The sequence below is a fragment of the Microbacterium sp. genome (assembly GCF_036823965.1).
In the GTDB taxonomy this organism is placed as follows: domain Bacteria; phylum Actinomycetota; class Actinomycetes; order Actinomycetales; family Microbacteriaceae; genus Microbacterium.
Map to the genome: position 1 here is coordinate 167,433 of NZ_DAITBE010000006.1, position 21,638 is coordinate 189,070.

Annotated in this window: 21 protein-coding genes; 10 read left to right on the top strand and 11 right to left on the bottom strand. The window is 68.4% G+C overall.

The window, feature by feature from the left end:
• Positions 1-3 precede the first annotated feature (3 nt).
• Positions 4-450, bottom strand: coding sequence for a succinate dehydrogenase hydrophobic membrane anchor subunit (locus V7Z82_RS12025; protein ID WP_334151789.1), 447 nt, complete (start codon positions 448-450; stop codon positions 4-6).
• Positions 450-884 (bottom strand): succinate dehydrogenase, cytochrome b556 subunit, encoded by a 435-nt coding sequence (gene sdhC, locus V7Z82_RS12030; RefSeq protein ID WP_334151790.1) that lies wholly within the window; start codon positions 882-884, stop codon positions 450-452. The genes V7Z82_RS12025 and sdhC overlap by 1 nt, the downstream gene beginning before the upstream one ends.
• 181 nt (positions 885-1,065) lie before the next feature.
• On the opposite strand from sdhC, the gene V7Z82_RS12035 reads away from it, so the two are divergent.
• The 9 genes from V7Z82_RS12035 to V7Z82_RS12075 all read left to right on the top strand — a co-directional run bounded on the left by V7Z82_RS12035 (position 1,066) and on the right by V7Z82_RS12075 (position 11,582).
• Entirely contained in the window at positions 1,066-2,181 is a 1,116-nt protein-coding gene (locus tag V7Z82_RS12035; protein ID WP_334151791.1) for a mannose-1-phosphate guanylyltransferase, read from the top strand.
• A gap of 146 nt (positions 2,182-2,327) precedes the next feature.
• Positions 2,328-3,425, top strand: a complete 1,098-nt coding sequence (locus tag V7Z82_RS12040) for a BMP family lipoprotein (RefSeq protein ID WP_334151792.1) — start codon at positions 2,328-2,330, stop codon at positions 3,423-3,425.
• 98 nt (positions 3,426-3,523) lie between these two features.
• Entirely contained in the window at positions 3,524-5,032 is a 1,509-nt protein-coding gene (locus V7Z82_RS12045) for an ABC transporter ATP-binding protein (RefSeq protein WP_334151793.1), read from the top strand.
• Complete coding sequence (locus V7Z82_RS12050; RefSeq protein ID WP_334151794.1) at positions 5,029-6,300, top strand: ABC transporter permease; 1,272 nt, start codon at positions 5,029-5,031, stop codon at positions 6,298-6,300. Before V7Z82_RS12045 ends, V7Z82_RS12050 begins: the two co-directional genes overlap by 4 nt.
• Positions 6,297-7,577, top strand: coding sequence for an ABC transporter permease (locus V7Z82_RS12055; RefSeq protein WP_334151795.1), 1,281 nt, complete (start codon positions 6,297-6,299; stop codon positions 7,575-7,577). Before V7Z82_RS12050 ends, V7Z82_RS12055 begins: the two co-directional genes overlap by 4 nt.
• 27 nt (positions 7,578-7,604) lie before the next feature.
• A complete protein-coding gene (locus tag V7Z82_RS12060; RefSeq protein WP_334151796.1) occupies positions 7,605-8,003 on the top strand; it encodes a cytidine deaminase in 399 nt (132 codons plus the stop codon).
• Positions 8,000-9,292 carry a thymidine phosphorylase gene (locus tag V7Z82_RS12065; protein WP_334151797.1) on the top strand — a complete coding sequence of 431 codons (1,293 nt, stop codon included), beginning with the start codon at positions 8,000-8,002 and terminating at the stop codon, positions 9,290-9,292. The genes V7Z82_RS12060 and V7Z82_RS12065 overlap by 4 nt, the downstream gene beginning before the upstream one ends.
• 68 nt (positions 9,293-9,360) lie before the next feature.
• A complete protein-coding gene (locus V7Z82_RS12070) occupies positions 9,361-10,476 on the top strand; it encodes an adenosine deaminase (protein WP_334151798.1) in 1,116 nt (371 codons plus the stop codon).
• 2 nt (positions 10,477-10,478) lie between these two features.
• Entirely contained in the window at positions 10,479-11,582 is a 1,104-nt protein-coding gene (locus tag V7Z82_RS12075) for a polysaccharide deacetylase family protein (protein WP_334151799.1), read from the top strand.
• Between the two features lie 22 nt (positions 11,583-11,604).
• On the opposite strand, the gene V7Z82_RS12080 is transcribed toward V7Z82_RS12075, so the two are convergent.
• The 8 genes from V7Z82_RS12080 to V7Z82_RS12115 all read right to left on the bottom strand — a co-directional run bounded on the left by V7Z82_RS12080 (position 11,605) and on the right by V7Z82_RS12115 (position 19,225).
• Complete coding sequence (locus tag V7Z82_RS12080; RefSeq protein WP_334151800.1) at positions 11,605-12,357, bottom strand: alpha/beta hydrolase; 753 nt, start codon at positions 12,355-12,357, stop codon at positions 11,605-11,607.
• Positions 12,358-12,366: 9 nt separating this feature from the next.
• On the bottom strand, positions 12,367-13,653 hold the full coding sequence (locus tag V7Z82_RS12085) for a flavin-containing monooxygenase (protein WP_334151801.1): 1,287 nt from the start codon (positions 13,651-13,653) through the stop codon (positions 12,367-12,369).
• An 85-nt stretch (positions 13,654-13,738) separates the two neighbouring features.
• A complete protein-coding gene (locus V7Z82_RS12090) occupies positions 13,739-14,896 on the bottom strand; it encodes a mannitol-1-phosphate 5-dehydrogenase (protein WP_334151802.1) in 1,158 nt (385 codons plus the stop codon).
• Positions 14,896-15,327, bottom strand: coding sequence for a PTS sugar transporter subunit IIA (locus V7Z82_RS12095; protein WP_334151803.1), 432 nt, complete (start codon positions 15,325-15,327; stop codon positions 14,896-14,898). The genes V7Z82_RS12090 and V7Z82_RS12095 overlap by 1 nt, the downstream gene beginning before the upstream one ends.
• A gap of 64 nt (positions 15,328-15,391) precedes the next feature.
• Positions 15,392-16,933 (bottom strand): PTS mannitol transporter subunit IICB, encoded by a 1,542-nt coding sequence (locus V7Z82_RS12100; protein WP_334151804.1) that lies wholly within the window; start codon positions 16,931-16,933, stop codon positions 15,392-15,394.
• Complete coding sequence (gene ptsP / locus V7Z82_RS12105; RefSeq protein ID WP_334151805.1) at positions 16,930-18,615, bottom strand: phosphoenolpyruvate--protein phosphotransferase; 1,686 nt, start codon at positions 18,613-18,615, stop codon at positions 16,930-16,932. Before ptsP ends, V7Z82_RS12100 begins: the two co-directional genes overlap by 4 nt.
• Positions 18,612-18,893 carry an HPr family phosphocarrier protein gene (locus tag V7Z82_RS12110; RefSeq protein WP_334151806.1) on the bottom strand — a complete coding sequence of 94 codons (282 nt, stop codon included), beginning with the start codon at positions 18,891-18,893 and terminating at the stop codon, positions 18,612-18,614. Before V7Z82_RS12110 ends, ptsP begins: the two co-directional genes overlap by 4 nt.
• A complete protein-coding gene (locus tag V7Z82_RS12115; protein ID WP_334151807.1) occupies positions 18,890-19,225 on the bottom strand; it encodes a PTS sugar transporter subunit IIB in 336 nt (111 codons plus the stop codon). Before V7Z82_RS12115 ends, V7Z82_RS12110 begins: the two co-directional genes overlap by 4 nt.
• 167 nt (positions 19,226-19,392) lie before the next feature.
• Between V7Z82_RS12115 and V7Z82_RS12120 the strand changes: the two genes are divergently transcribed.
• On the top strand, positions 19,393-21,315 hold the full coding sequence (locus V7Z82_RS12120; RefSeq protein WP_334151808.1) for a BglG family transcription antiterminator: 1,923 nt from the start codon (positions 19,393-19,395) through the stop codon (positions 21,313-21,315).
• 23 nt (positions 21,316-21,338) lie between these two features.
• On the opposite strand, the gene V7Z82_RS12125 is transcribed toward V7Z82_RS12120, so the two are convergent.
• Positions 21,339-21,599 carry an HPr family phosphocarrier protein gene (locus V7Z82_RS12125; protein ID WP_334151809.1) on the bottom strand — a complete coding sequence of 87 codons (261 nt, stop codon included), beginning with the start codon at positions 21,597-21,599 and terminating at the stop codon, positions 21,339-21,341.
• Between the last annotated feature and the right edge of the window lie 39 nt (positions 21,600-21,638).

Here is a 21,638-nt window from a genome sequence, read left to right on the forward strand (position 1 = left end):
TTCTCAGTTCCCGACCAGCGCAGCGCATTCGCTCCAGAGGACGCTGTCCTCTGTGACGCCCAAGCAGGGGTCGAACGTGAACACGACGAGGGTGCCGAGCAGGATCAGCAGGCCGGCCGAGAGGCCGAGCGCCCAGACCAGTGCCTTGCGGGCCTTCTCGTTCGTGACGTAGTCGTTGACGATGGTGCGCATGCCGTTGGCGCCGTGGATCAGAGCGAGCCACAGCATCAGGACGTCCCACCACTGCCAGAACGGCGTGGCGAACTTGCCGGCGATGAAGGCGAAGTCGAGAGCGTGGATGCCCTCGCCGACCATCAGGTTGATGAAGAGGTGGCCGAAGATCAGCACGACGAGCACGATGCCCGAGGCGCGCATGAAGACCCAGCCCCACTTCTCGAGGTTGAAGCCGCGCTGGCGGCGAGCAGGGGCGACGACGGTCTGGGCGGTCATCAGTGTCCTCCTCCGAAGCCGGCGAACGCGAGCATCAGGTGGCGGGGCACGAAGCCGGCCATGATGATGGCCCACACGCCGATGACGCCCCAGAACAGCTGGCGCTGATACTTGGCGCCCTTCGACCAGAAGTCGACCGTGATGATGCGCAGGCCGTTCATCGCGTGGAACACGATGGCGGCGACGAGGACGACCTCGCCGAGCGCCATGACCGGGTTCTTGTACGTGCCGATGACGGCGTTGTACGCCTCGGGGGAGACCCTGATCAGCGCAGTGTCGAGCACATGCACCAACAGGAAGAAGAAGATGGCGACTCCGGTGATGCGATGAAGCACCCACGACCACATGCCTTCGCGACCCCGATAGAGGGTGCCGCGGGGGGTCTTGGACGTGGTTTCCGAAATCGACGGTGTCAAGCGAGCGCTTGTGGACACGGTCGTCCTCCCTGGATCGATGAGCGTCGGTCGCGTGCGCTGCGCTCGTCCAAGAGTGATCCTGTCGAAAGTCAGGCATGCCCGATCGTCGTCCATCCTATTCCTGTCAGATGACTGGGAGCGACGAAGGCGACCCTAACCGGAGCAGGATGTCGGGGAGGGGCACAGGTACGCTGGCGAGGTGACCGAACCCATCGAGGACTTCTACGCGGTGATCCCGGCCGGCGGCATCGGGAGCAGGCTGTGGCCGCTGTCCCGCGCCGACGCCCCCAAGTTCCTGCACGATCTGACGGGATCCGGGCACTCTCTGCTCCGCGACACCTGGGATCGGTTGGAACCGCTCGCGGGTCCCGATCGGATCGCGGTGGTCACCGGTCGTGCGCACCGCGCGGCGGTCGAGGCCGAGCTTCCCGGCATCGCCGACCTCAACGTCTTCCTGGAGTCGGAGCCGCGCGAGTCGGCGGCCGCGATCGGCCTCGCCGCGGCGATCCTGCATCGCAGGGACCCCGAGGTGATCATCGGCTCGTTCAGTGCGGACCACGTCATCCGCAACACCCGCGTGTTCGAGTTCACGGTGCGGGATGCCGTCGAGGTCGCTCGCGACGGGTACATCTGCACGATCGGCATCACGCCGACCGAGCCGGCCGTCGGGTTCGGCTACATCAGGAAGGGGGCGGAACTCGTCGTCGAGCGCGCCCGCGAGGCCGCGCTGGTCGAGAGCTTCGTGGAGAAGCCCGACCTCGAGACGGCGAAGGCGTATCTCGCCGACCGCGACTACCTGTGGAACGCCGGCATGTTCATCGCGAGGGCGAGTGTGCTGCTCGAGGAGCTGCAAGCGAACGAGCCGGAGCTGCACGCCGGTCTCCTCGAACTCGCCGAGGCCTGGGACGACCGTGAGACGCGTGGCCCGGCCGTCGATCGGATCTGGCCCGGTCTGAAGAAGATCGCGATCGACTACGCCGTCGCCGAGCCGGCGGCCCGCCGAGGACGGCTCGCCGTGGTGCCTGGACACTTCGACTGGGACGACGTCGGCGACTTCGCCTCGCTGACCAAGCTGATCACGCACGGCCGCAAGAACGACCTCGCCGTCCTCGGCCCGAACGCACGGGTCCTGACGGACGGGGCGAGCGGCATCCTGGTCAGCCAGACCTCACGCGTCATCAGCCTGGTGGGTGTGCAGGACATCGTGGTCGTCGACACTCCTGACGCGCTGCTGGTCACCACGGTCGAGCACGCGCAGCGCGTGAAGGGCGTCGTCGAATCGCTCAAGCTCACCGGACGCGGGGATGTGCTCTGATGAGCAGCGCCCTCCGCTCATCGGTCGCTTGATTCCAGGTTCATAACCATTCACTGGCACAGGGGCCGGCGGCGCGCGGAATCGACGAAACACTGGGTAACTTTGATCGATCCGCGAGGGCCGCGGTTCGTTGAGGGAGGCATCCGTTGACCATCTCCACCACCAAGAAGCTGCTGGGCGCGACCATCGCCGCCGGCGTCATCTTCGCACTCGCCGGCTGTGGCCAGGCACCGGCTGAATCGGGCGGCGACGGCGGCGACGCCGCGGCACCCGACTTCCTCCCCTGCATCGTCTCCGACATGGGTGGCTTCGACGACAAGTCGTTCAACCAGCTCTCCTTCGAAGGCGCCACCAAGGCCGCTGAAGAACTCGGCGTGAAGCTGAAGGACGTCCAGTCCAACGCGGAGACCGAGTACGGCCCCAACATCACGAACCTCGTCGACGAGAACTGCAACGCGATCGTCTCCGTCGGCTTCGCCCTCTCGGCAGCCACGGTCGAGGCCGCGACCGCCAACCCCGACATCGACTTCATCCTGGTCGACGACGCCGCGGACAACGACTTCGACGGCACCAAGGACGCGGACAACATCAAGCCGCTCCTCTACGACACGGCACAGGCGGCGTTCCTCGCCGGCTACCTCTCGGCCGGCTACTCGACGACCGGCAAGGTCGGAACGTTCGGCGGCATGGAGTTCCCGACCGTCACGATCTTCATGGACGGCTTCAAGCAGGGCGTCGACCACTACAACGAGGTCAAGGGCGCTGACGTCCAGGTCGTCGGCTGGGACGGCAAGACCGGTTCCTTCACGGGCGGCTTCGAGGCCAACCAGGACGCCAAGCAGGTCGCGGTCAACATCCTCGACCAGGACGTCGACGTGATCTTCCCGGTCGGTGGACCGATCTACCAGTCGGCCCAGCAGGCCATCAAGGAGTCCGGCAAGGACATCGCCCTGATCGGCGCCGACGCAGACCTCTTCGAGACCGACCCGAGCACGGCTGACGTCGTCCTCACCTCGGTGCTCAAGGCGATGGACCTGTCGACCTACGAGGCAGTCCTCGCGAGCGGCAAGGGCGAGTTCGACCCGGAGGCCTACATCGGCACGCTGGAGAACGAGGGCGTCGGCATCTCCGACCTGCACAACTTCTCCGACAAGGTCGACTCCGGCCTGCAGGATGAGCTGACGCAGCTGCGTCAGGACATCATCGACGGCAAGGTCACCGTCACCTCGTACCTGAGCGAGTGACACATTGAGAACGGGGAGGCCGGCGCGTGCCGGCCTCCCCGTTCTGTCCTGTCGGGAGGCATTCCCGGCCGACCGGTCTGCTGAATAGGATCGACACCATGAAGCTTGAACTCCGCGGCATCACGAAGCGATTCGGCGCTCTGACTGCCAACGACCACATCGATCTCGTCGTGAACGAGGGCGAGATCCACTGTCTTCTCGGAGAGAACGGCGCCGGCAAATCGACGCTGATGAACGTGCTCTACGGGCTCTACCAGGCCGACGAAGGAGAGATCCTGCTGGACGACGCCGTCCAGCACTTCGCAGGCCCCGGCGACGCGATGGCCGCAGGTATCGGCATGGTGCACCAGCACTTCATGCTGATCCCGGTGTTCACGGTTGCCGAGAACGTCATGCTCGGCCATGAGCAGACCCGCTTCGGCGGCCGTCTCGACCTCGCCGCAGCCCGCGCGAAGGTGCGCGAGATCTCCGGACGCTTCGGCTTCGACGTCGACCCCGACGCCCTCGTCGAGGATCTTCCGGTCGGCATCCAGCAGCGCGTCGAGATCATCAAGGCACTCTCTCGCGAGGCCAAGGTCCTCGTGTTCGACGAGCCGACCGCAGTGCTCACCCCGCAGGAGACCGACGAGCTGATGGCGACGATGCGCACGCTCAAGGCGCAGGGCACCTCGATCGTCTTCATCACCCACAAGCTGCGCGAGGTGCGCGAGGTCGCAGACCGGATCACGGTCATCCGCCTCGGCAAGGTCGTCGGCGAAGCGTCGCCGACGGCTTCCAATGAGGAGCTCGCCTCACTCATGGTCGGCCGCGCGGTCGAGCTCACGGTGCACAAGAACGCGCCGACCCTCCGCGACAACGGGCTCGTCGTGCAGGGCCTCACGGTCACCGACCGGGTCGGCACCGTGCTCGTCGACGACGCCTCGTTCGAGGTGCGCGGCGGAGAGGTGCTGGCGATCGCCGGCGTGCAGGGCAACGGCCAGACCGAGCTCACCGAGGCGATCATCGGCCTGCAGGAGCACGTGCGCGGAAGCATCCGCCTCGACGGCGAAGAGCTCGTCGGACGCAGCGTCCGCCAGATCCTCGACGCCGGCGTCGGGTTCGTGCCGGAGGATCGCAGCGTCGACGGACTCGTCAAGGAGTTCTCGATCGCGGAGAACCTCATGCTGGACCGTTCGTTCGGCGGGGACTTCGTCTCGGCCGGGACGGTCCGTCGCGGTGCGCTGGACGAGTTCGCCCGCGAGAAGATCGTGGAGTTCGACATCCGCACCCAGGGGCCGGCGCAGGCCGCGGGGCGTCTCTCCGGCGGGAACCAGCAGAAGGTCGTGCTCGCGCGCGAGCTGAGCCGCGACCTGTCGCTGTTCGTCGCAGCGCAGCCCACGCGCGGCGTGGATGTCGGATCGATCGAGTTCATCCACAAACGCATCGTCGACACCCGAGATGCCGGCGTGCCGGTGATCGTGATCTCCACAGAACTCGACGAGGTGGCGGCACTCGCTGACCGGATCCTCGTGATGTACCGCGGGCGAGTCGTCGGCATCGTGCCGGGCGACACGCCTCGTGACCAGCTCGGCCTGATGATGGCCGGCATGAACGGAGACAGCGCATGAGCGCCGCAGAGCCAAGAGGGCCGCTCGCGGACCCCCAGACCCTGGTCGCCCCCTCGCGGTGGCGCGTGGCATTCCAGCAGATCGTCACCGGCAACGGCATCATCTCGGTGCTCGCCGTGCTGATCGCCGTGGTCGTCGGTTCGATCATGATCGCAGCGACGAACGAAGACGTCCAGGCGGCCGCCGGGTACTTCTTCGCCCGACCCGGTGACATGCTCGCCGCGATCTGGAGCTCGGTCTCCGGCGCGTACGCTGCGCTGTTCCGCGGCGCGATCTACAACTTCAACGCAGACGACTTCGCCACCGGCATCCGTCCGCTCACCGAGACGCTGAAGTTCGCCACCCCGCTGATCGCCGCCGGTCTCGGCGTCGGTCTCGCGTTCCGCGCCGGACTGTTCAACATCGGTGGTCAGGGACAGATGCTGATGGCAGCCGCGGCAGGCGGATACGTCGCGACGAAGATCGACCTCCCGTTCCCGCTGCACCTGATCGCCGCGATCATCGCCGGCATGCTGGCCGCCGCACTGTGGGCCGGCATCGCCGGGCTCCTGAAGGCGCGAACCGGAGCACATGAGGTGATCACCACGATCATGCTCAACCACATCGCGGTCTATCTGCTCGCCTGGATGCTGGCGACGCAGGGCATTCTGCAGGCGCCGGGCTCGAGCAACCCGAAGACGGCGCCGATGCCCGACTCGGCCGTGCTGCCGCTGCTGCTCGGTGACAGGTACAAACTGCACTTCGGCTTCCTGATCGCCCTCGCCGCCGTGGCATTCGCCTGGTGGCTGCTCGAGCGATCCTCGCTCGGCTTCCGGTTCCGCGCCGTCGGCGAGAACCCTGCGGCCGCTCGCGTCGCCGGTATCGACGTCGGACGCATGTACCTCTCGGTCATGCTGATCGCCGGTGCCCTCGTCGGTATCGCCGGGGTCAGCCAGATCCTCGGCACCGAGACCAGCGGCTTCGGCGGTGCGATCGATGCCGGCATCGGTTTCGACGCGATCACGGTGGCGCTCCTCGGACGCTCTTCGCCGATCGGCATCCTCGGGGCAGGTCTGCTGTTCGGGGCGTTCAAGACCGGTGGCTTCACGATGCAGTCCTCGCAGGGCATCCCGATCGAGATCGTGCTCGTCGTGCAGTCGCTGATCGTGCTGTTCATCGCGGCGCCGCCGCTCGTGCGCGCGATGTTCGGACTCCCGCAGCCGGGCCGCCCCTCGCGGAAGAAGACCCGAACGACCACCGCGTCGAAGAAGCAGGAGGTGTCCGCATGAGCGTCGCATCCACCACGCCAGCGCAGATCGAAGCGCCCCGCACGGTCGCCGTGGTCTCGTGGAAGGCGCCGATCATCTTCGGCATCTTCACCGTCCTGTTCGCCCTGCTGCCGCTGTTCGCCTCCCGCGAGGGCGCGACCACCTTCCGGCTCGCATCGGGCGACGCCTTCTTCACGGTGCCCGACATCGTGCTGCCGTCCACGGCCACGGCCTGGATCTCGGTCGTCCTGCTCGCCGCAGCCACCGCGTTCGCCGTGTTCCTGGCGAACGCGCGTCGCCGCACCCCGCTGTGGCTCGTGGTCGTCTACGTCGCAGCGCTGTTGATCGGCTTCCTCGCGTGGGCCGCCGCCGGCGCGACGCTGCCCATGGTCGGACTGCTCGGCGGTGCACTCGCCCTCGCCACCCCGCTGATCTTCGGCGCACTCGGCGGCGTGATCGGCGAGCGCGCCGGCGTCGTCAACATCGCGATCGAGGCACAGCTGCTCGCGGGCGCGTTCTCGGCAGCGATCGCAGCCTCGGCGGCGGGAACGCCGTGGGCGGGTCTCGTCGCGGCGATGGGCGCCGGCATGCTCGTCGCTCTCGTGCTCGGCGTCTTCACCATCACGTACTTCGTCGATCAGGTCATCGTCGGCGTGGTGCTGAACGTGCTGGTGATCGGTCTGACCACGTTCCTCTTCCGTCAGGTGCTGGCACCGAACACGGAGACGCTCAACAGCCCCGACACCTTCACTGCGGTGCCGATCCCGTTCCTCAGCGAGATCCCGGTCATCGGCCCGATCCTGTTCCGCCAGTCGTTCATCGTGTACCTGATGTACTTCGTGGTCGCGCTGGTGTGGTTCGGCCTGTACCGCACTCGGTGGGGCCTGCGCCTGCGCGCTGTCGGCGAGCACCCGCAGGCCGCTGACACCGTCGGCATCAAGGTGCTGGCGACCCGGTACCGCGCGATCCTGCTCGCGGGAGCCGTGGCCGGTCTCGGCGGTGCGTTCTACACGCTCGTCGCAGTGCCTCGGTTCAACCAGGAGATGACGGCCGGCGCCGGCTTCATCGCGCTGGCCGCGGTCATCTTCGGCAAGTGGGACCCGATCAAGGCGACGCTCGCGGCGCTCCTGTTCGGCTTCGCGACCAACCTGCAGGGCGTGTTGAGCGTCATCGGTTCTCCGGTGCCGAGCCAGTTCATGCTGATGCTCCCGTACGTCGTGACGATCTTCGCCGTGGCCGGACTCGTCGGGAAGTCGCGGGCGCCTGCCGCCGACGGCGAGCCCTACATCAAGTCCTAGGCCCGTCGAGACAAGGGAACCATCGCAATGACAGACATCGACTGGGACGAGCTCCGTCAGGTCGCCACCGAAGCCATGACCAAGGCGTACGCACCGTACTCGCGCTACCGCGTTGGTGCTGCGGCGCTGGTCGGCGACGGCCGCATCGTGGCCGGATGCAACGTCGAGAACGCCTCCTACGGCGTGACCCTGTGCGCCGAGTGCGCGCTGGTCGGCGACCTGCACATGTCGGGCGGCGGGCAGCTCGTCGCCTTCGTGTGCGTGAACAACGACGGGCAGACGATCATGCCGTGCGGCCGCTGCCGGCAGCTGCTGTTCGAGCATGCGATGCCCGGGATGCTGCTGGAGACCGTCTCCGGCATCCGAACGATCGACGAGGTGCTGCCCGACGCGTTCGGGCCGCGCGACCTGGAGGACGCACGATGACCGTAGAGCCTTTCGACGCGGTGGATGTCATCCGCGCCAAGCGCGATGGCGGTGTCGTTCCTGAGCAGGCGCTGCGCTGGATGGTCGACGCCTACACGCGCGGCTACGTGTCCGACGCGCAGATGGCCTCGTTCGCGATGGCGATCTTCCAGCGCGGCATGGAGCGCGACGAGATCAGGGTGCTCACCGACGCGATGATCGCCTCGGGGGAGCGGATGAGCTTCGCATCGCTGGGCAAGAAGACGGTCGACAAGCACTCCACCGGCGGCGTCGGCGACAAGATCACACTGCCGCTCGCGCCGCTCGTCGCGGTCTTCGGCGTCGCGGTGCCGCAGCTCAGCGGGCGCGGTCTCGGTCACACCGGCGGCACGCTCGACAAGCTCGAGTCGATCCCCGGCTGGCGCGCTGCGCTCAGCAACGAGGAGATGTTCGCCCAGATGCAGGGCGATGTCGGTGCGGTCATCTGCGCCGCAGGCTCCGGGCTCGCACCCGCCGACAAGAAGCTCTACTCGCTCCGCGACGTGACCGGCACCGTCGAGGCGATCCCGCTGATCGCGTCGAGCATCATGTCGAAGAAGATCGCCGAGGGCACCGACGCGCTCGTGCTCGACGTGAAGTTCGGCTCCGGCGCCTTCATGCAGGACATCGATCGTGCCCGCGAACTCGCGCGCACGATGGTCGCGCTCGGCACGGACTCGGGTGTGGCGACCACGGCGCTGCTCACCGACATGAACGTGCCGCTCGGTCTCGCGATCGGCAACGCGAACGAGGTCCGCGAGTCGGTCGAGATCCTCGCCGGCGGCGGCCCTGCCGACGTGCGTGAACTCACGATCGCCCTCGCCCGCGAGATGCTGGCGCTCGCCGGACAGCCGGACGCCGATGTCGAGCGTGCGCTCGACGACGGCCGCGCGATGGACGGCTGGAAGGCCATGATCCGCGCGCAGGACGGCGACCCGGATGCGCCGCTGCCCACCGCCCGCGAGACCCACGTGGTCACCGCGCCGGAGGACGGCGTGCTCGCCCGCCTCGATGCGCTGCCGTTCGGCGTCGCAGCCTGGCGCCTCGGCGCCGGCCGCGCCAGAGCCGAGGATCCTGTGGTCTTCGAGGCCGGCATCGACCTTCATGCCAAGCCGGGCGACCGCGTCGTCGCCGGACAGCCGCTGTTCACGCTGTCGGCCGCCGATGAGGCACGCTTCCCGCGCGCGCTCGAGGCACTCGAGGGTGCATGGGCGATCGGAGACGCAGCGACCGAGCGCGGCCCGATCGTGCGGGAGCGCATCACGGCCTAGGCTTGGGCCTGCCCGAGCGCACGAGCTGCACCACCGGGACGACCTGCACGACTTCTGAGAGGACCACCATGTCGATCGACCCGAACGGCGACGTCACGATCCAGGGAACATCCCTGCGCAGTCTCCCGAAGGTGTCGCTGCATGATCACCTCGACGGTGCGCTGCGCCCGGCGACCATCATCGAGCTCGCGGATGCCGCCGGCATCGAGCTGCCGGAGACGGATGCCTCGAAGCTCGGGAAGTGGTTCCGTTCGCAGAGCGACTCCGGCTCGCTGGTGAAGTACCTCAAGACCTTCGACGTGAGCATCTCCGTCATGCAGACGGCAGCTGCCCTGACCCGCGTGTCCCGCGAGTTCGTGCAGGATCTGGCTGCGGACGGTGTGATCTACGGAGAGGTCCGCTGGGCCCCTGAGCAGCACCTCACCGGTGGGCTGACGCTCGAGCAGACCGTCGAGGCAGTGCAGCAGGGCATCGAGGAGGGCGAGGAGGCAGCGGACCGCGATGGTCACAGCATCCGCGTCGGCCAGCTCATCACGGCGATGCGTCACACCGACCGCTCGCTGGAGATCGCGGAGCTCGCGGTCGCCTTCCGCGGCCGAGGCGCTGTGGGCTTCGACATCGCCGGCCCCGAGGACGGATTCCCCGCGTCGAACCACCGGGCCGCCTTCGACTACCTCGCAGACAACTTCTTCCCGGTGACCGTGCACGCCGGTGAGGCCGCGGGGCCCGACTCCATCCGCTCAGCGCTGATCGACGGTCGCGCACTCCGACTGGGCCACGGCGTGCGCATCGCCGAGGACCTCCAGGTCGTCACGGAGGAGGGCGACGAGGTGCAGGTGCAGTTCGGCGACCTGGCCCGATGGGTGCGCGACCGTGAGATCCCGCTCGAGCTGTCGCCCTCGTCGAACCTGCAGACCGGCGCGATCGCTGCGTGGGGCAAGACCCTCGCCGACCACCCCTTCGACCTGCTGTACCAGCTCGGGTTCTCCGTCACCGTGAACGTCGACAACCGCACGATGAGCGGCACCTCACTGACTCGCGAACTCGCGCTGCTCGTCGAGGCCTTCGAGTACGACCTCGACGACCTCGAGGCCTTCCAGTTCAACGCAGCATCCGCCGCCTTCCTCCCCGTCGAGGAGCGGGAAGAGCTCGTCGAGATGATCGCCGAGGGCTTCGACATCTGACCATGGCCGCCAGGGGGAGGCGACGCGGGGGCGTCATCGCAGTGATCGTGACGGCTGCCGTCATCGTGGTGGGTGGCGGCGTCGGTGCCGTCCTGTGGCTGAACAGGACGCCTCCCGAGCCGGTGCCGAAGGCGGAGGCGACCCCGATCCCGCATCCGCTCTCGCCCGCGGAGCAGCTCGTGGCCGACTCGGGCGACCCGATGGCATGCGCGGCATCGTTCGTGGGCGACGGGATCGCCCAGGAGCCGATGCTGCAGCAGCAGGGCGCGCTCTACCAGGCCCTCCCGATCCCGAGCCGCGACGGCTTCGTGTTCGCCGGCTGGTACGCGACCGCCGCCGACGCGCAGGGCTTCACCACGGCGGGCCGTGTGAACGGCGCTGATCCGGTCGTCTGCACCGATCAGCAGGTCGAGCTCTTCGGCGCCTGGAAGACCCCGGAGCAGAACGCCGCAGAGGCGGCGCGGATCCCGATCCTGATGTACCACCAGTTCACGACGAACCCCGAGGGCGAGAAGGGGTGGCTCCGCGGCAACTACGCGTACATCGGCGACTTCGACGCCCAGATGAACCACATCGCGACCACCGGTTTCTACCTGCCGACCTGGGATGAGCTGAGTGCCTTCATCGACGGCCGGCTGTTCCTCCCCGCACGGTCCGTCATCGTCACGGATGACGACGCGGATCAGACCTGGTTCGACCTCGCGGTGCCGATCGTCGACAAGTACAAGGTGCTGACGACGTCGTTCATGATCACGGCGTACCGGCAGGATCCGCCGCCGTCGCTGTACGTGCTCCGTCGGTCCCACACGAACGACATGCACCAGGCAGGAGACAACGGCAAGGGGCGGATGGTCAACTGGACCGCCGACCAGATCGCCGCCGACCTGAACGCCTCCGGTGACATCCTCGGCGTCCGGGAGGTGATGGCCTATCCCTTCGGCCACTTCAACGACACCGCGAAGCAGGGCGTGGCTCAGGCAGGCTTCGAGATGGCCCGCACGATCGAGCCCGGCACCGTGCAGATCGGCACGGACAAGCTCGCGCTCCCGGTCGTGCGCATCGACTACGGCATGGGGCTGGAATCGCTGATCAAGCGCATCGGCTGATGCGCTGAACCCGGTCCTGGGATCAGCGCGTGGCCAGCTGCTGCGCCACGAAGTCGTCGAGGAGCCCGGTGACGGTGGCGTGCATCTCGTCGGCGGAGATCGTCGGGGTGCCGTCCCCGGCCTGGGGACCGTAGTCGCCGAATGAGGCGTGGGAGGCTCCGGCGATCTCGACGAGCTCGGCATCGGCCGGCAGGAGGTCCCTGGCCGCGGCGATCTTCTCAGGCGTCGACAGGCCGTCCTCCGAACCCGCGATGCTGAGCACCGCGAGGTCGGAGTCCGACACGTCGGTCGCGCAGTACGAGCCGAAGAGCACGAGCGCATCAGCGTCGGCAGCGAGCTGGCAGGCGCGCACGCCACCCAGCGAGTGCCCGCCGACGGCCCAGGTCTCGATATCGGGAGCTGCGGAGGTGAACGAATCCAGCCCGCGCAGGTCGAAGAATGCGAGGTTCAGCCACGGCCGAGTGATCACGACCGTGACGCCGTCCTCGACCAGCCCCTGCAGGATCGCCGCGTACGCCCACGGGTCGACTTTCGCGCCGGGGACGAACACGAGCCCGAGCTCGGAGTCGCCGTCGGACGGCGTCAGCACGATGCCCTCAGCCGCATCCTCGACCGAGATCTCGGGGTTGTCCCGCACCGATGCGAGCGGCGCGGGCTCGGCCTGCATCACGCCGACCTGACTCCAGATCAGGACGCCGCCGACCGCGAGCACCAGCACGAGCGCAAGGCTTCCCAGGATCCACCGGAGTACGCGCCGGCCGCGCTTCTTCTGCATGTCTCCAGGCTACGTCGTCAACTGCTGCTGCTCGTGCCGCACAGCGCTGCGATAGGCATCCTTGTTCACGTAGTACGCCATCCGGTCCAGTCCGAGGTAGTGGTACCCGCCGGTGACGTCCGGCCATGGTGAGCCGGTCACGCGCGTGCGGAACCGCGCCGCGGCATCCGGGTCGAGCTCGACCGCCGCCAGGTATGTGGCGAGCAGCTCGGCCTGCTCGAAGCGTCCCTGCCAGCCGATGCCGGATGCCTCGATCATGCCCATCACGAACAGTCCGTTGAACGAGGCGGGGAACACGTTGAGGAACAGGCGAGGGGCTGCGCGCCGCCAGGCCAGGTGCGAGCGATCGACGAACGGGTAGTCGAGCGTGTACCCGGTGGCCAGCAGCACCAGGTCGTAGTCGTCGGCCGTGCCGTCGCGGAACCGCACCGTCTCGCCGTCGAATCGATCGACATCGGCGCGGATGCGCAGATCGCCCTGCCCGAGGTGGTTCAGCACCTGGGTGTTCACGATCGGGTGCGATTCGTAGATGCGGTGGTCCGGCTTCGGGAAGCCGAATCGCACCGGGTCTCCGGTGAAGGCGCGCAGCACGCGGCTGTCGACCGCCTGTTTGATGCGAGCCGGCAGCGGACGGCCCTGGTTGAGTGTGTCGCTGGGTCTGCCGAACAGGTATCGGGGCACGAAGTAGTAGCCGCGCCGCACGCTCATGTCGACGGATGCCGCGTGGTGCACCGCATCCACCGCGATGTCGCACCCCGAGTTGCCGGCGCCGATCAAAAGCACCCGCTTGCCGGTCAGCTGCGTGGGGGAGGTGTATGCGCTCGTGTGCATGAGCTCGCCGGAGAAGGATCCGGGGAACGACGGCACGTTCGGCTCGGCGAGCGTGCCGTTGGCGAGCACGACGCCCGGATACCACCGTGTCCGCTCGCCGTCGGGGCCGGTCGCCGTGAGATCCCAGCCGCCGTCCCTCGGCTCGAGACGCGTGACCTTGGTGTCGAACCGGAAGTGCTCGGTGAGCCCGAAGTGCTCGGCGTACTCGTGGAAGTACTCCAGCAGCACCCGGTGGCCCGGGTAGTCGACGGCCGAGCGCATCGGGAACTCGGTGAACTCCGTCGTGGTCCGCGAGGAGATCAGGTGCGCCGACTCGTACATGGTGCTGCGCTGGTTCGAGATGTCCCAGAGGCCGCCGACGCCGTGCGAGGCCTCGTAGCCGTCGACGCCGATGCCGCGCTTCGTGAGGGCGCGCACCGCTGCGAGTCCTGACGGACCTGCGCCGATCACGGCATATGTGTTCATGCTGCTCCCGCACGTCGATGTGCTCGAAAACGCCCCCGCGCACCGATCGTATCGGGTGCGCGGGGGCGTGTTGAGCGGTGCCGGGTCAGGCTGCGGCGATGGCGTCCTGACGCTCCTGCACGGCGTCGCGCACGGCGGCGAACAGCGGATGCTCCGGGTCGAGCCCCGTCGTGCGGGTGGTGAACGCGACGGCATCCTCGGAGCGCAGCAGCTGCTGCAGCTCGACGGACTGCTCGTCCTCGGCGTCGTCGAAGGCGAGCGCTGCTGCGACCGCGGCGACCAGCGCGGTCGAGGAGAGCCCGCGCTCGGCTGCCATCGCGGCCGGCCCGACGAAGCGCTCGTTGCGGGAGATCTTGCGCAGCGGCTGCCGGCCGACGCGCTGCACGGTGTCGACGAGCTCGGGGTTGCGGAACCGCTCGAGGATCGTGGCCCGGTACTGCGCCAGGTCGTCGGGGTCGAGCCCGTGCGTCGCCACCAGCACAGCCGAGGTCTCCTCGAGCGCGGCGGTGACGCGCGCGGCGACCTCGCCGTCGGCCAGGGCGTCCGAGATCCGCTCGATGCCGCGCTGCGCGCCGAAGTAGGCCGCCGCGGCGTGACCCGTGTTGACCGTGAAAAGCTTGCGCTCGATGAAGGGGCCGAGCGAGTCGACGAAGTGGGCGCCGGGGATGTTCGGCAGCGTGCCGCCGAAGGGCGTCGACTCGATCGCCCACTCGAAGTACGGCTCCACCGTCACATCGACGCCGCCACCGGGAGCCTGCGCCGGGACGATGCGGTCGACGGCGGTGTTCGCGAACACAGCGCGCGACAGGATCGTCGCAGCATCCGCCCCTGCCGCCGCCTCGATCTCGGTGCGGAGCAGGTCGGTCGCGCCGATCGCGTTCTCGCAGGCCATGACCTGCAGGGGAGCGGCCTCGGGGGAGCGCTGGGCGAGTCCAGCCACGATCGCCGGGGCGACGAAGCGCAGCACGGTCGGTCCGACCGCGGTCGTGACGACATCCGCCGTCGCGATCTCCTGCGTCAGCGCGTCCGGGTCGGTGCGGCTGTTGACCGCGCGGAAGCCGGTCACGACGTGATCGACACCGCCGGGTCCTGCCTCGTGCACGGTGTACGAGTCGGCCGCGTTGATCGCATCGACGAGCGCATCGGCGACGTCGGAGAACACGACCTCGTAGCCCCCCTCGTGCAGCAGCAGCCCGACGAATCCGCGCCCGATGTTGCCGGCGCCGAAATGGACCGCCTTCATCAGTCGTTCACCGCAGACAGCAGTGCGTAGAGCTCGTCGGGGGTCTGCGCGGCGTTGAGCTTCGCGACATCGTCGTCATCCGAGAAGAGGATCGCGATCTGCGACAGGATCTCGAGGTGCTCGTCGCCGCGGCCGGCGATGCCGATCACGAAGGTCGCCTGCTCGCCCGCCCAGTCCACGCCGCCGTCGTAGCGCACGACGGAGAGCGCCGAGGCGAGGATCGCGTCCTTGGTGTCGTTGGTGCCGTGCGGGATCGCGAGGCCGTTGCCCATGTAGGTCGAGACGGTCTCCTCCCGCTGGCGCATCGCGTCGACGTAGGCCGGGGTGACCGCACCTGCCGTGACGAGGATGTCGGTGGCCTCCTGCAGTGCCGCCTCCTGCGTGCTGCTGCCGGAGTGGATACGGACCTGGCCGAGGGTGAGAACGCTCATGGTGTTTCCTTTCTGAGGATGTGGCGGTGGGGCGGATGCCGTGGCATCCGCCCCACCGGGTCTATCACGCGTCGGTGCTCGCCGCGCCGCTGTCGTGCTGCTCGCGCACCATCTCGACGACCTCTTCGTACTTCGGAGAGTTCATGAAGTTGTCGACGGAGACGTGGATCGAGTTCGGCGACTGAGCTTTCGCGCGATCCGTCAGCTGCTGCTGCGTGATCACGAGATCGGCCGTGCCGTCGAGGTTCGCGATGGCCTGGTTGGTGACGGTCACGCCGTCGACACCAGCCTTCTTGAACTTGTTGCGGAGCACGCTCGCACCCATGGCGGAGGACCCCATGCCGGCGTCGCAGGCGAACACGACGTTCTCGATGCGACGGTCGATCGTCGTCGTCGTCGGCGCAGCCGCCTTCGCAGCCAGTCCACTGAGCGCATCCGAGGACTTCCCCTTGTTCGCTTCAGTCTGAGCGACGGCCGCGGCGAAGGCGTCTTCCTTGGCCAAATCCTTCTTGCGGCTCGCCCGGAGGATCACCATCGAGATGATGAAGGTGACCGCGGCAGACAGGATGACGGAGAGGATCACTCCCAGGTAGTCGGTGCGGAACGTCTGTCCGAGCACAGCGATGATGCTGCCAGGCGCAGCTGGTGCGATCAGCCCGGTTCCGAAGAGCATGTTCGTCGTCACACCGGTCATACCTCCGGCGATCAGCGCGACGATCAGGACGGGCTTCATCAGCGCGAAGGGGAAGTAGACCTCGTGGATGCCGCCGACGAACTGGATGACAGCGGCGCCAGGCGCCGAAGCGCGCGCAGCGCCGATGCCGAAGATGGTGAACGCGAGAAGCAGACCGAGGCCGGGGCCGGGGTTGGCTTCGAGCAGGAAGAGGATCGACTTGCCGCTCTCCGCTGCCTGCTGCGTACCCAGAGGCGTGAGCACGCCGTGGTTGATGGCGTTGTTGAGGAAGAAGACCTTGGCCGGCTCGATCAGGATGCTCGTCAGCGGGAGGAGGTTCGTCTCGACGAGCCAGTTCACCGCAGTGGACAGGATGTTCATCAGTCCGTTGACGAGCCATGCAACCGGGTAGAAGCCGATGACGACGAGAACGAAGCCCCAGATGCCCGCCGAGAACATGTTCACGAGCATCTCGAAGCCCGCTTTGATCTTGCCGTCCCACAGCGAGTCGAGCCACTTCATCGTGTAGGCGGCCAGTGGCGCCATGATCATCGCGCCGATGAACATGTGGATCTGCCCCAGCTGGTTGTCGGCGGGCAGCGTCGCGTTCACCTGAGCGATCAGGTAGTCGGAACCCGCGATGGCACCCATGACTGCGATGGCTGCGACGACGCCGCCTCGGGTCTTGTAGACGATCGTGCCACCCGTGTAGGCGATGACGATCGGCAGCAGGTAGTGGATGATCGGGCCGACCAGGGTCGCGAGCTGTTCGTTCGGGGTCCAGCCGACCGGAATGAAGAACGCGGTGATGATGCCCCACGCGATCAGTGCGGGAATGTTGGGCATGATCATGCCGGAGAGGAACGTGCCGAAACGCTGCACGCCCGTTCGGAGGCCGCCGGACTTCGTGGCGGCTGGTGACGTCGTCGTCATGATGTCGTCTCTTTCTGGTGAAGGGGGAGGGCCGCTGCTGCTTCCGCAGCGGCCTGGCGTGCACCGGCGGCGTCGTCCGCCGCCAGTGCGGACTCGGCGAGGCTGCGGGCCTCGTCGAGGGTGCGCTGGGAGAGCGCGAGTCGAACATCGGCGAGGGCGGCCGGAGCCATCGACAGGCTCGTGGCGCCGAGGCCGACCAGGACCACGGCGAGCAGCGGATCGGCCGCAGCCTCGCCGCAGATGCCGATCGGCTTGCCGACGCGGGCACCGGCTGCACCGACCTCGCGCACGAGGCGCAGGACCGCCGGATGCCACGGGTCCTGGAATCCGGCGACCGAACCGAGCATCCGGTCGGCCGCCATCGTGTACTGCGTCAGATCGTTCGTGCCGATCGAGGCGAAGTCCGCGTGCGCGAGCACACGATCAGCGAGCAGCGCGCTCGCCGGCACCTCGACCATGACGCCAGCCGTCTTCAACCCGTATTCGCGCGCGAGCGTGGTGAAGTACTCGGTCTCCTCGACCGTGGTGACCATCGGGGCCATGACCCACAGGTCTGCCTCGGTCGCGGCATCCGCCTCGGCGAGTGCCGTCAGCTGCTCGCGGAGGATGTCCTCGCTGGCGCGCAGCGCACGGAGTCCGCGCAGGCCCAGCGCCGGGTTCTCCTCGTGCGCGTCGTTCAGGAAGGCGAGCGGCTTGTCCGCACCGGCGTCGAGCATGCGCACGACGACCTTCTGGCCGGGGAACGCGGCGAGGAGCTCACGGTACGACTCGCGCTGCTGGCTGACCGTCGGTGCCTGCTGTGCCGAGAGGAACAGGAACTCCGTGCGGAACAGCCCGACGCCCTCGGCCCCGCGCGCGACGGCGTCCGCGGCGTCAGCCGGCTTCCCCAGGTTCGCCAGCAACGGGATCGGCGTGCCGTCTGCGAGGGCGCCGGGAGTGAGTGGTGCGGCATCAGCGGCCAGGCGCGCGGCGGAGCGCTGGGCTGCGCGGTCCTTCTCGTCGGCGCTCGGGTCGATCGTGACGACACCGGCCGCTGCGTCGACGATGACGGTCTGTCCGGTCTCGAGTCCGGTCGCCTCGACGGCGCCGACGATCGCGACGATGCCCTTCTCCCTGGCGAGGATCGCGGTGTGGGAGGTCGGGCCGCCGTCGACGGTGATCAGCGCGAGCACCTGGTCGAGGTCGAGCAGGGCGGTGTCGGCCGGCGCGAGGTCGCGGGCGACCAGCACGAACGGATGCCCCGGGTTCGGCACGCCTGGAGCCTCGACGCCACGAAGACGTGCGAGCACGCGCTGCGCGATGTCGTCGAGGTCGGCAGCGCGTTCGCCGAGGTAGCCGCCGACGGCCTCGAGCGTCGCGCGGAAGCCCGCGAAGGAATCGTGCACCGCCCATTCTGCGGTCGCGCCGGCGTCGAGCCGGGTGTCGACCTCGTCCTGGAGGGTCGGGTCCTCGGCGATCATGGCCTGCGCCTCGAGCACCTCCTGCGCCGAGCCGCCGGCCGCGGCACCGCGGTCGTTCAGCTCCTGTGCGACGACCGTGACGGCCTCGCGGACACGGGCACGCTCGTCATCGGCGCTCAGCGTGCTCGGGGTCTGGTCGGGGGCGGGTGACGCCTCGGTCATGCGGACGACCGGTCCCTGGGCGACGCCCAGACCGATGCCCACTCCACGGAGGGTGCTCATCCTGCGGCATCCTGATCGTGATCGGTGGTGAGGAGCTCGGTGAGCGTGTCGAGCACGCCCTCCGCGTTGTCGCCCTCCGCGGTCAGCGTCACATAGTCGCCGTGCTCGATGGCCAGGGCGATGACGCCGAGGATGCTGGCGGCGTTGACCGGCTTGCCGGAGTCCTTGGCGACCGTGACGGCGACCCCTGACTCCTTGGCTGCCTGTGCGAACAGTTTCGCTGGACGGGCGTGCAGTCCGTGCGATGAGCCGATGCGGACGGTGCGAGTGGCGGTCATGATGTTCCTTCCGAGAGGTTCTGTCGGTGAGAAGCGTCTGGGGTGTCGGTGAGCAGCGTGCGGGCGAGCGCAAGCGTGCGCTCACCGTCCCGGTCGGCGAAGACGTCGTCGGGAAGGAGGGCCACTGGCACGCTCACCATGCTTCGGATCGCGGAGATCCGCTCGGCGAGATGCGGACCGATGAGCACGAGATCCTGGCCGCCTTCGACGACGGAGGTCTCCATCCCTGCCGAGGCGTCCCAGGCGAGACCGGCGTGCTCTGCGGCACGGCGGAGTCGCTGAGCGACGAACGTGCTGGACGCACCGGCGCCGCACACCACAAGGATCTTCATCGATTCCAACCTTCCTGAGAACAGTCTGTGAGAGTTGCCGTGCGGTCACCACCAGGTTCCTTTCCGCCCCTGCGGAACCTCGGCTTCCGCGCACCGGGTCCCGCTACCTGACATCATGGAGAGACGTCGAGACAGTGCAGTCAGCACGCGGAGAAGCAGGAGGGATCATGTCGCGCCAGCGCCAGGACCAACTCCTCGCCCACCTCCTCCGCCGGAAGTCGTGGGAGACCGCCGGCACCCTCGCCGATCTGCTCGGGGTGACGCCGCGCAGCATCCGCAGTTACGTCGCCGCGCTGAACGCCCGCACGAGCGAGGGGGTCGTCGTCGAGTCCGGTCCGGCCGGCTACCGAGCCGGTGCAGCCGCGCGGGATGCGCTGCGCTCCCGCCAGTCCGGAGAGTCCGCGCCGCGCGATCGACTGCATGGACTCGTTCGCACCCTGCTCGACGAGCCGGCCGGGATCGATGTCTTCGAGACCGCCGCCAGGCTGCATGTGAGCGAGGCGACGCTCGAGGCCGACCTGGCCAGGGTGCGCGGGCTGCTCGACGGCACCGACCTCACGCTCGATCGCGACAGGGAGGTCGTGCGGCTCCGCGGCAACGAGGGCGCGCAACGCCGCCTGCTGAGCCGGCTCGCGCACGACGAGATGGATGCCGCCTCCTTCCACCCCGAGACGTTCCGCCGCGCGCTCCAGGGCAGCGCGGTGGCGCCGCACGCCGTCGCCCCGTTCAAGTCCGCGCTCGTGCGTGAGCTCGGCGCCCTCGGATACTTCGTCAACGAGCTCGCGATCTCGGACGTGCTCCTGCACATCGCGATCGCGGCGGACCGCGTGGCCTCAGGGCATGCGCTCGAATCAGGGCCGGTCGGTGCGCGGCCCGAGATCCCCAGAGTCGGGGCGGTGATCGCCCGCCTCGCCGGCGAGCACTTCGCCGTCAGCCTGGGGGAGGGCGACAGCGGCCACCTGGCTTCGCTCGTGCTCACCCGCATCGTCGCGCCCGGCGAGGACGCGAGCGGCGACGTCGCGCGCAGCAGCGTCGACCCCGCGGTGGATGCCGCGGTGCGGGCGGTGATCCGACGCGCGGCCGAGGACTACCAGGTCGACCTGGTCGACGAGACGTTCATCCTCCGTCTCGCCCTGCACGTGCAGAACCTGCTGCGCCGGGCTGAGGAGAGCGGACTGACGCGCAACCCGCTCACCCGCTCGCTGAAGACCTCCTACCCGATGATCTTCGAGGTCGCCGTCTCCATCGCGAGCGGGTTGCACGACCGCCTCGGCGCGCCCATCCACGACGATGAGATCGCGTATATCGCGATGCACGTCGGCGGGCGCCTCGAGCGCAGCCGCAAAGCCGAGTCGATCCTGACCGCGACGATCGTCTGCCCCGGGTACTACGAGCTGCACGAACTGCTGCGATCGAGCGTGGACCGCTCGCTCGGGTCGGCGATCGAGGTCACCAGCGTGGTCACGAACGTCGACCCCGACTGGTCGTCGTTCGACACCGACCTGGTGCTCAGCACGATCGAACCCGGCATCTCCGGCGACCGTTTCGTGCGCATCCAGCCGTTCCTCACCGATGCCGACGTCGACCGCGTCCAGTCCGCCGCCGGCCGTCTGCGCCGGGCCCGCCGGCTCACCCGCCTCCGCGGGGAGCTCGCCCGGTACTTCCAGGCCGACGCGTTCATCTCGCCGCTGCCGGACCGGGGCGAAGAGGCGATCATCAGGCTGCTCGGCGACCGGCTGGTGCGCGCCGGCCTGATCGGCGAGGACTACATCGAGAACACGATCGCCCGCGAGCAGATGTCGTCGACCGCATTCACCGATGCGCTCGCGGTGCCGCACGCGCTGCAGATGACCGCCACCAGGACGGCGATCGCGATCGGCGTGGCCGACGGCTCAGCAGCGTGGGGAGACGGTCGAGTGCAGGTGGTCGCGCTCGCCGCGTTCAGCGAGAGCGACCGCGCCGCCTTCCAGACCGTGTTCGAGCAGCTCGTCGAGGTGTTCAGCGAACGCGACAGTGTGCAGCGCATCGTGCGCCGAGCGTCCAGCTTCGAGTCGTTCCTCGACGAGCTCGTCGCCGTCATCGACGGCTGAGCGTCATCGACTGCAGAGGGCGATCAGCTCGGGTCGAGAACCTCGGCCAATGCATCGAGCACGGCAGCAGCAGCGGCCGAGTCGGCCGTCTCGAGCACCACAGCATCGCCGCGCTCCAGCCCGAGGTCCATCAGCGCGAGCACGCTGCTGAGATCGACTGACGCTCCTGACGCGGTTCGCAGCGTCACCGGGTTCGGATGCGCCTGCACGACCCGCACCAGTTCGGCGACCGGCCTGGCATGCACGCCGTTGTGGGCGCTGATGATCACGCGTCTGTGGGCCATGCTCCGATGCTATCGGCGGCGCGGAGGACAGATCCAGCG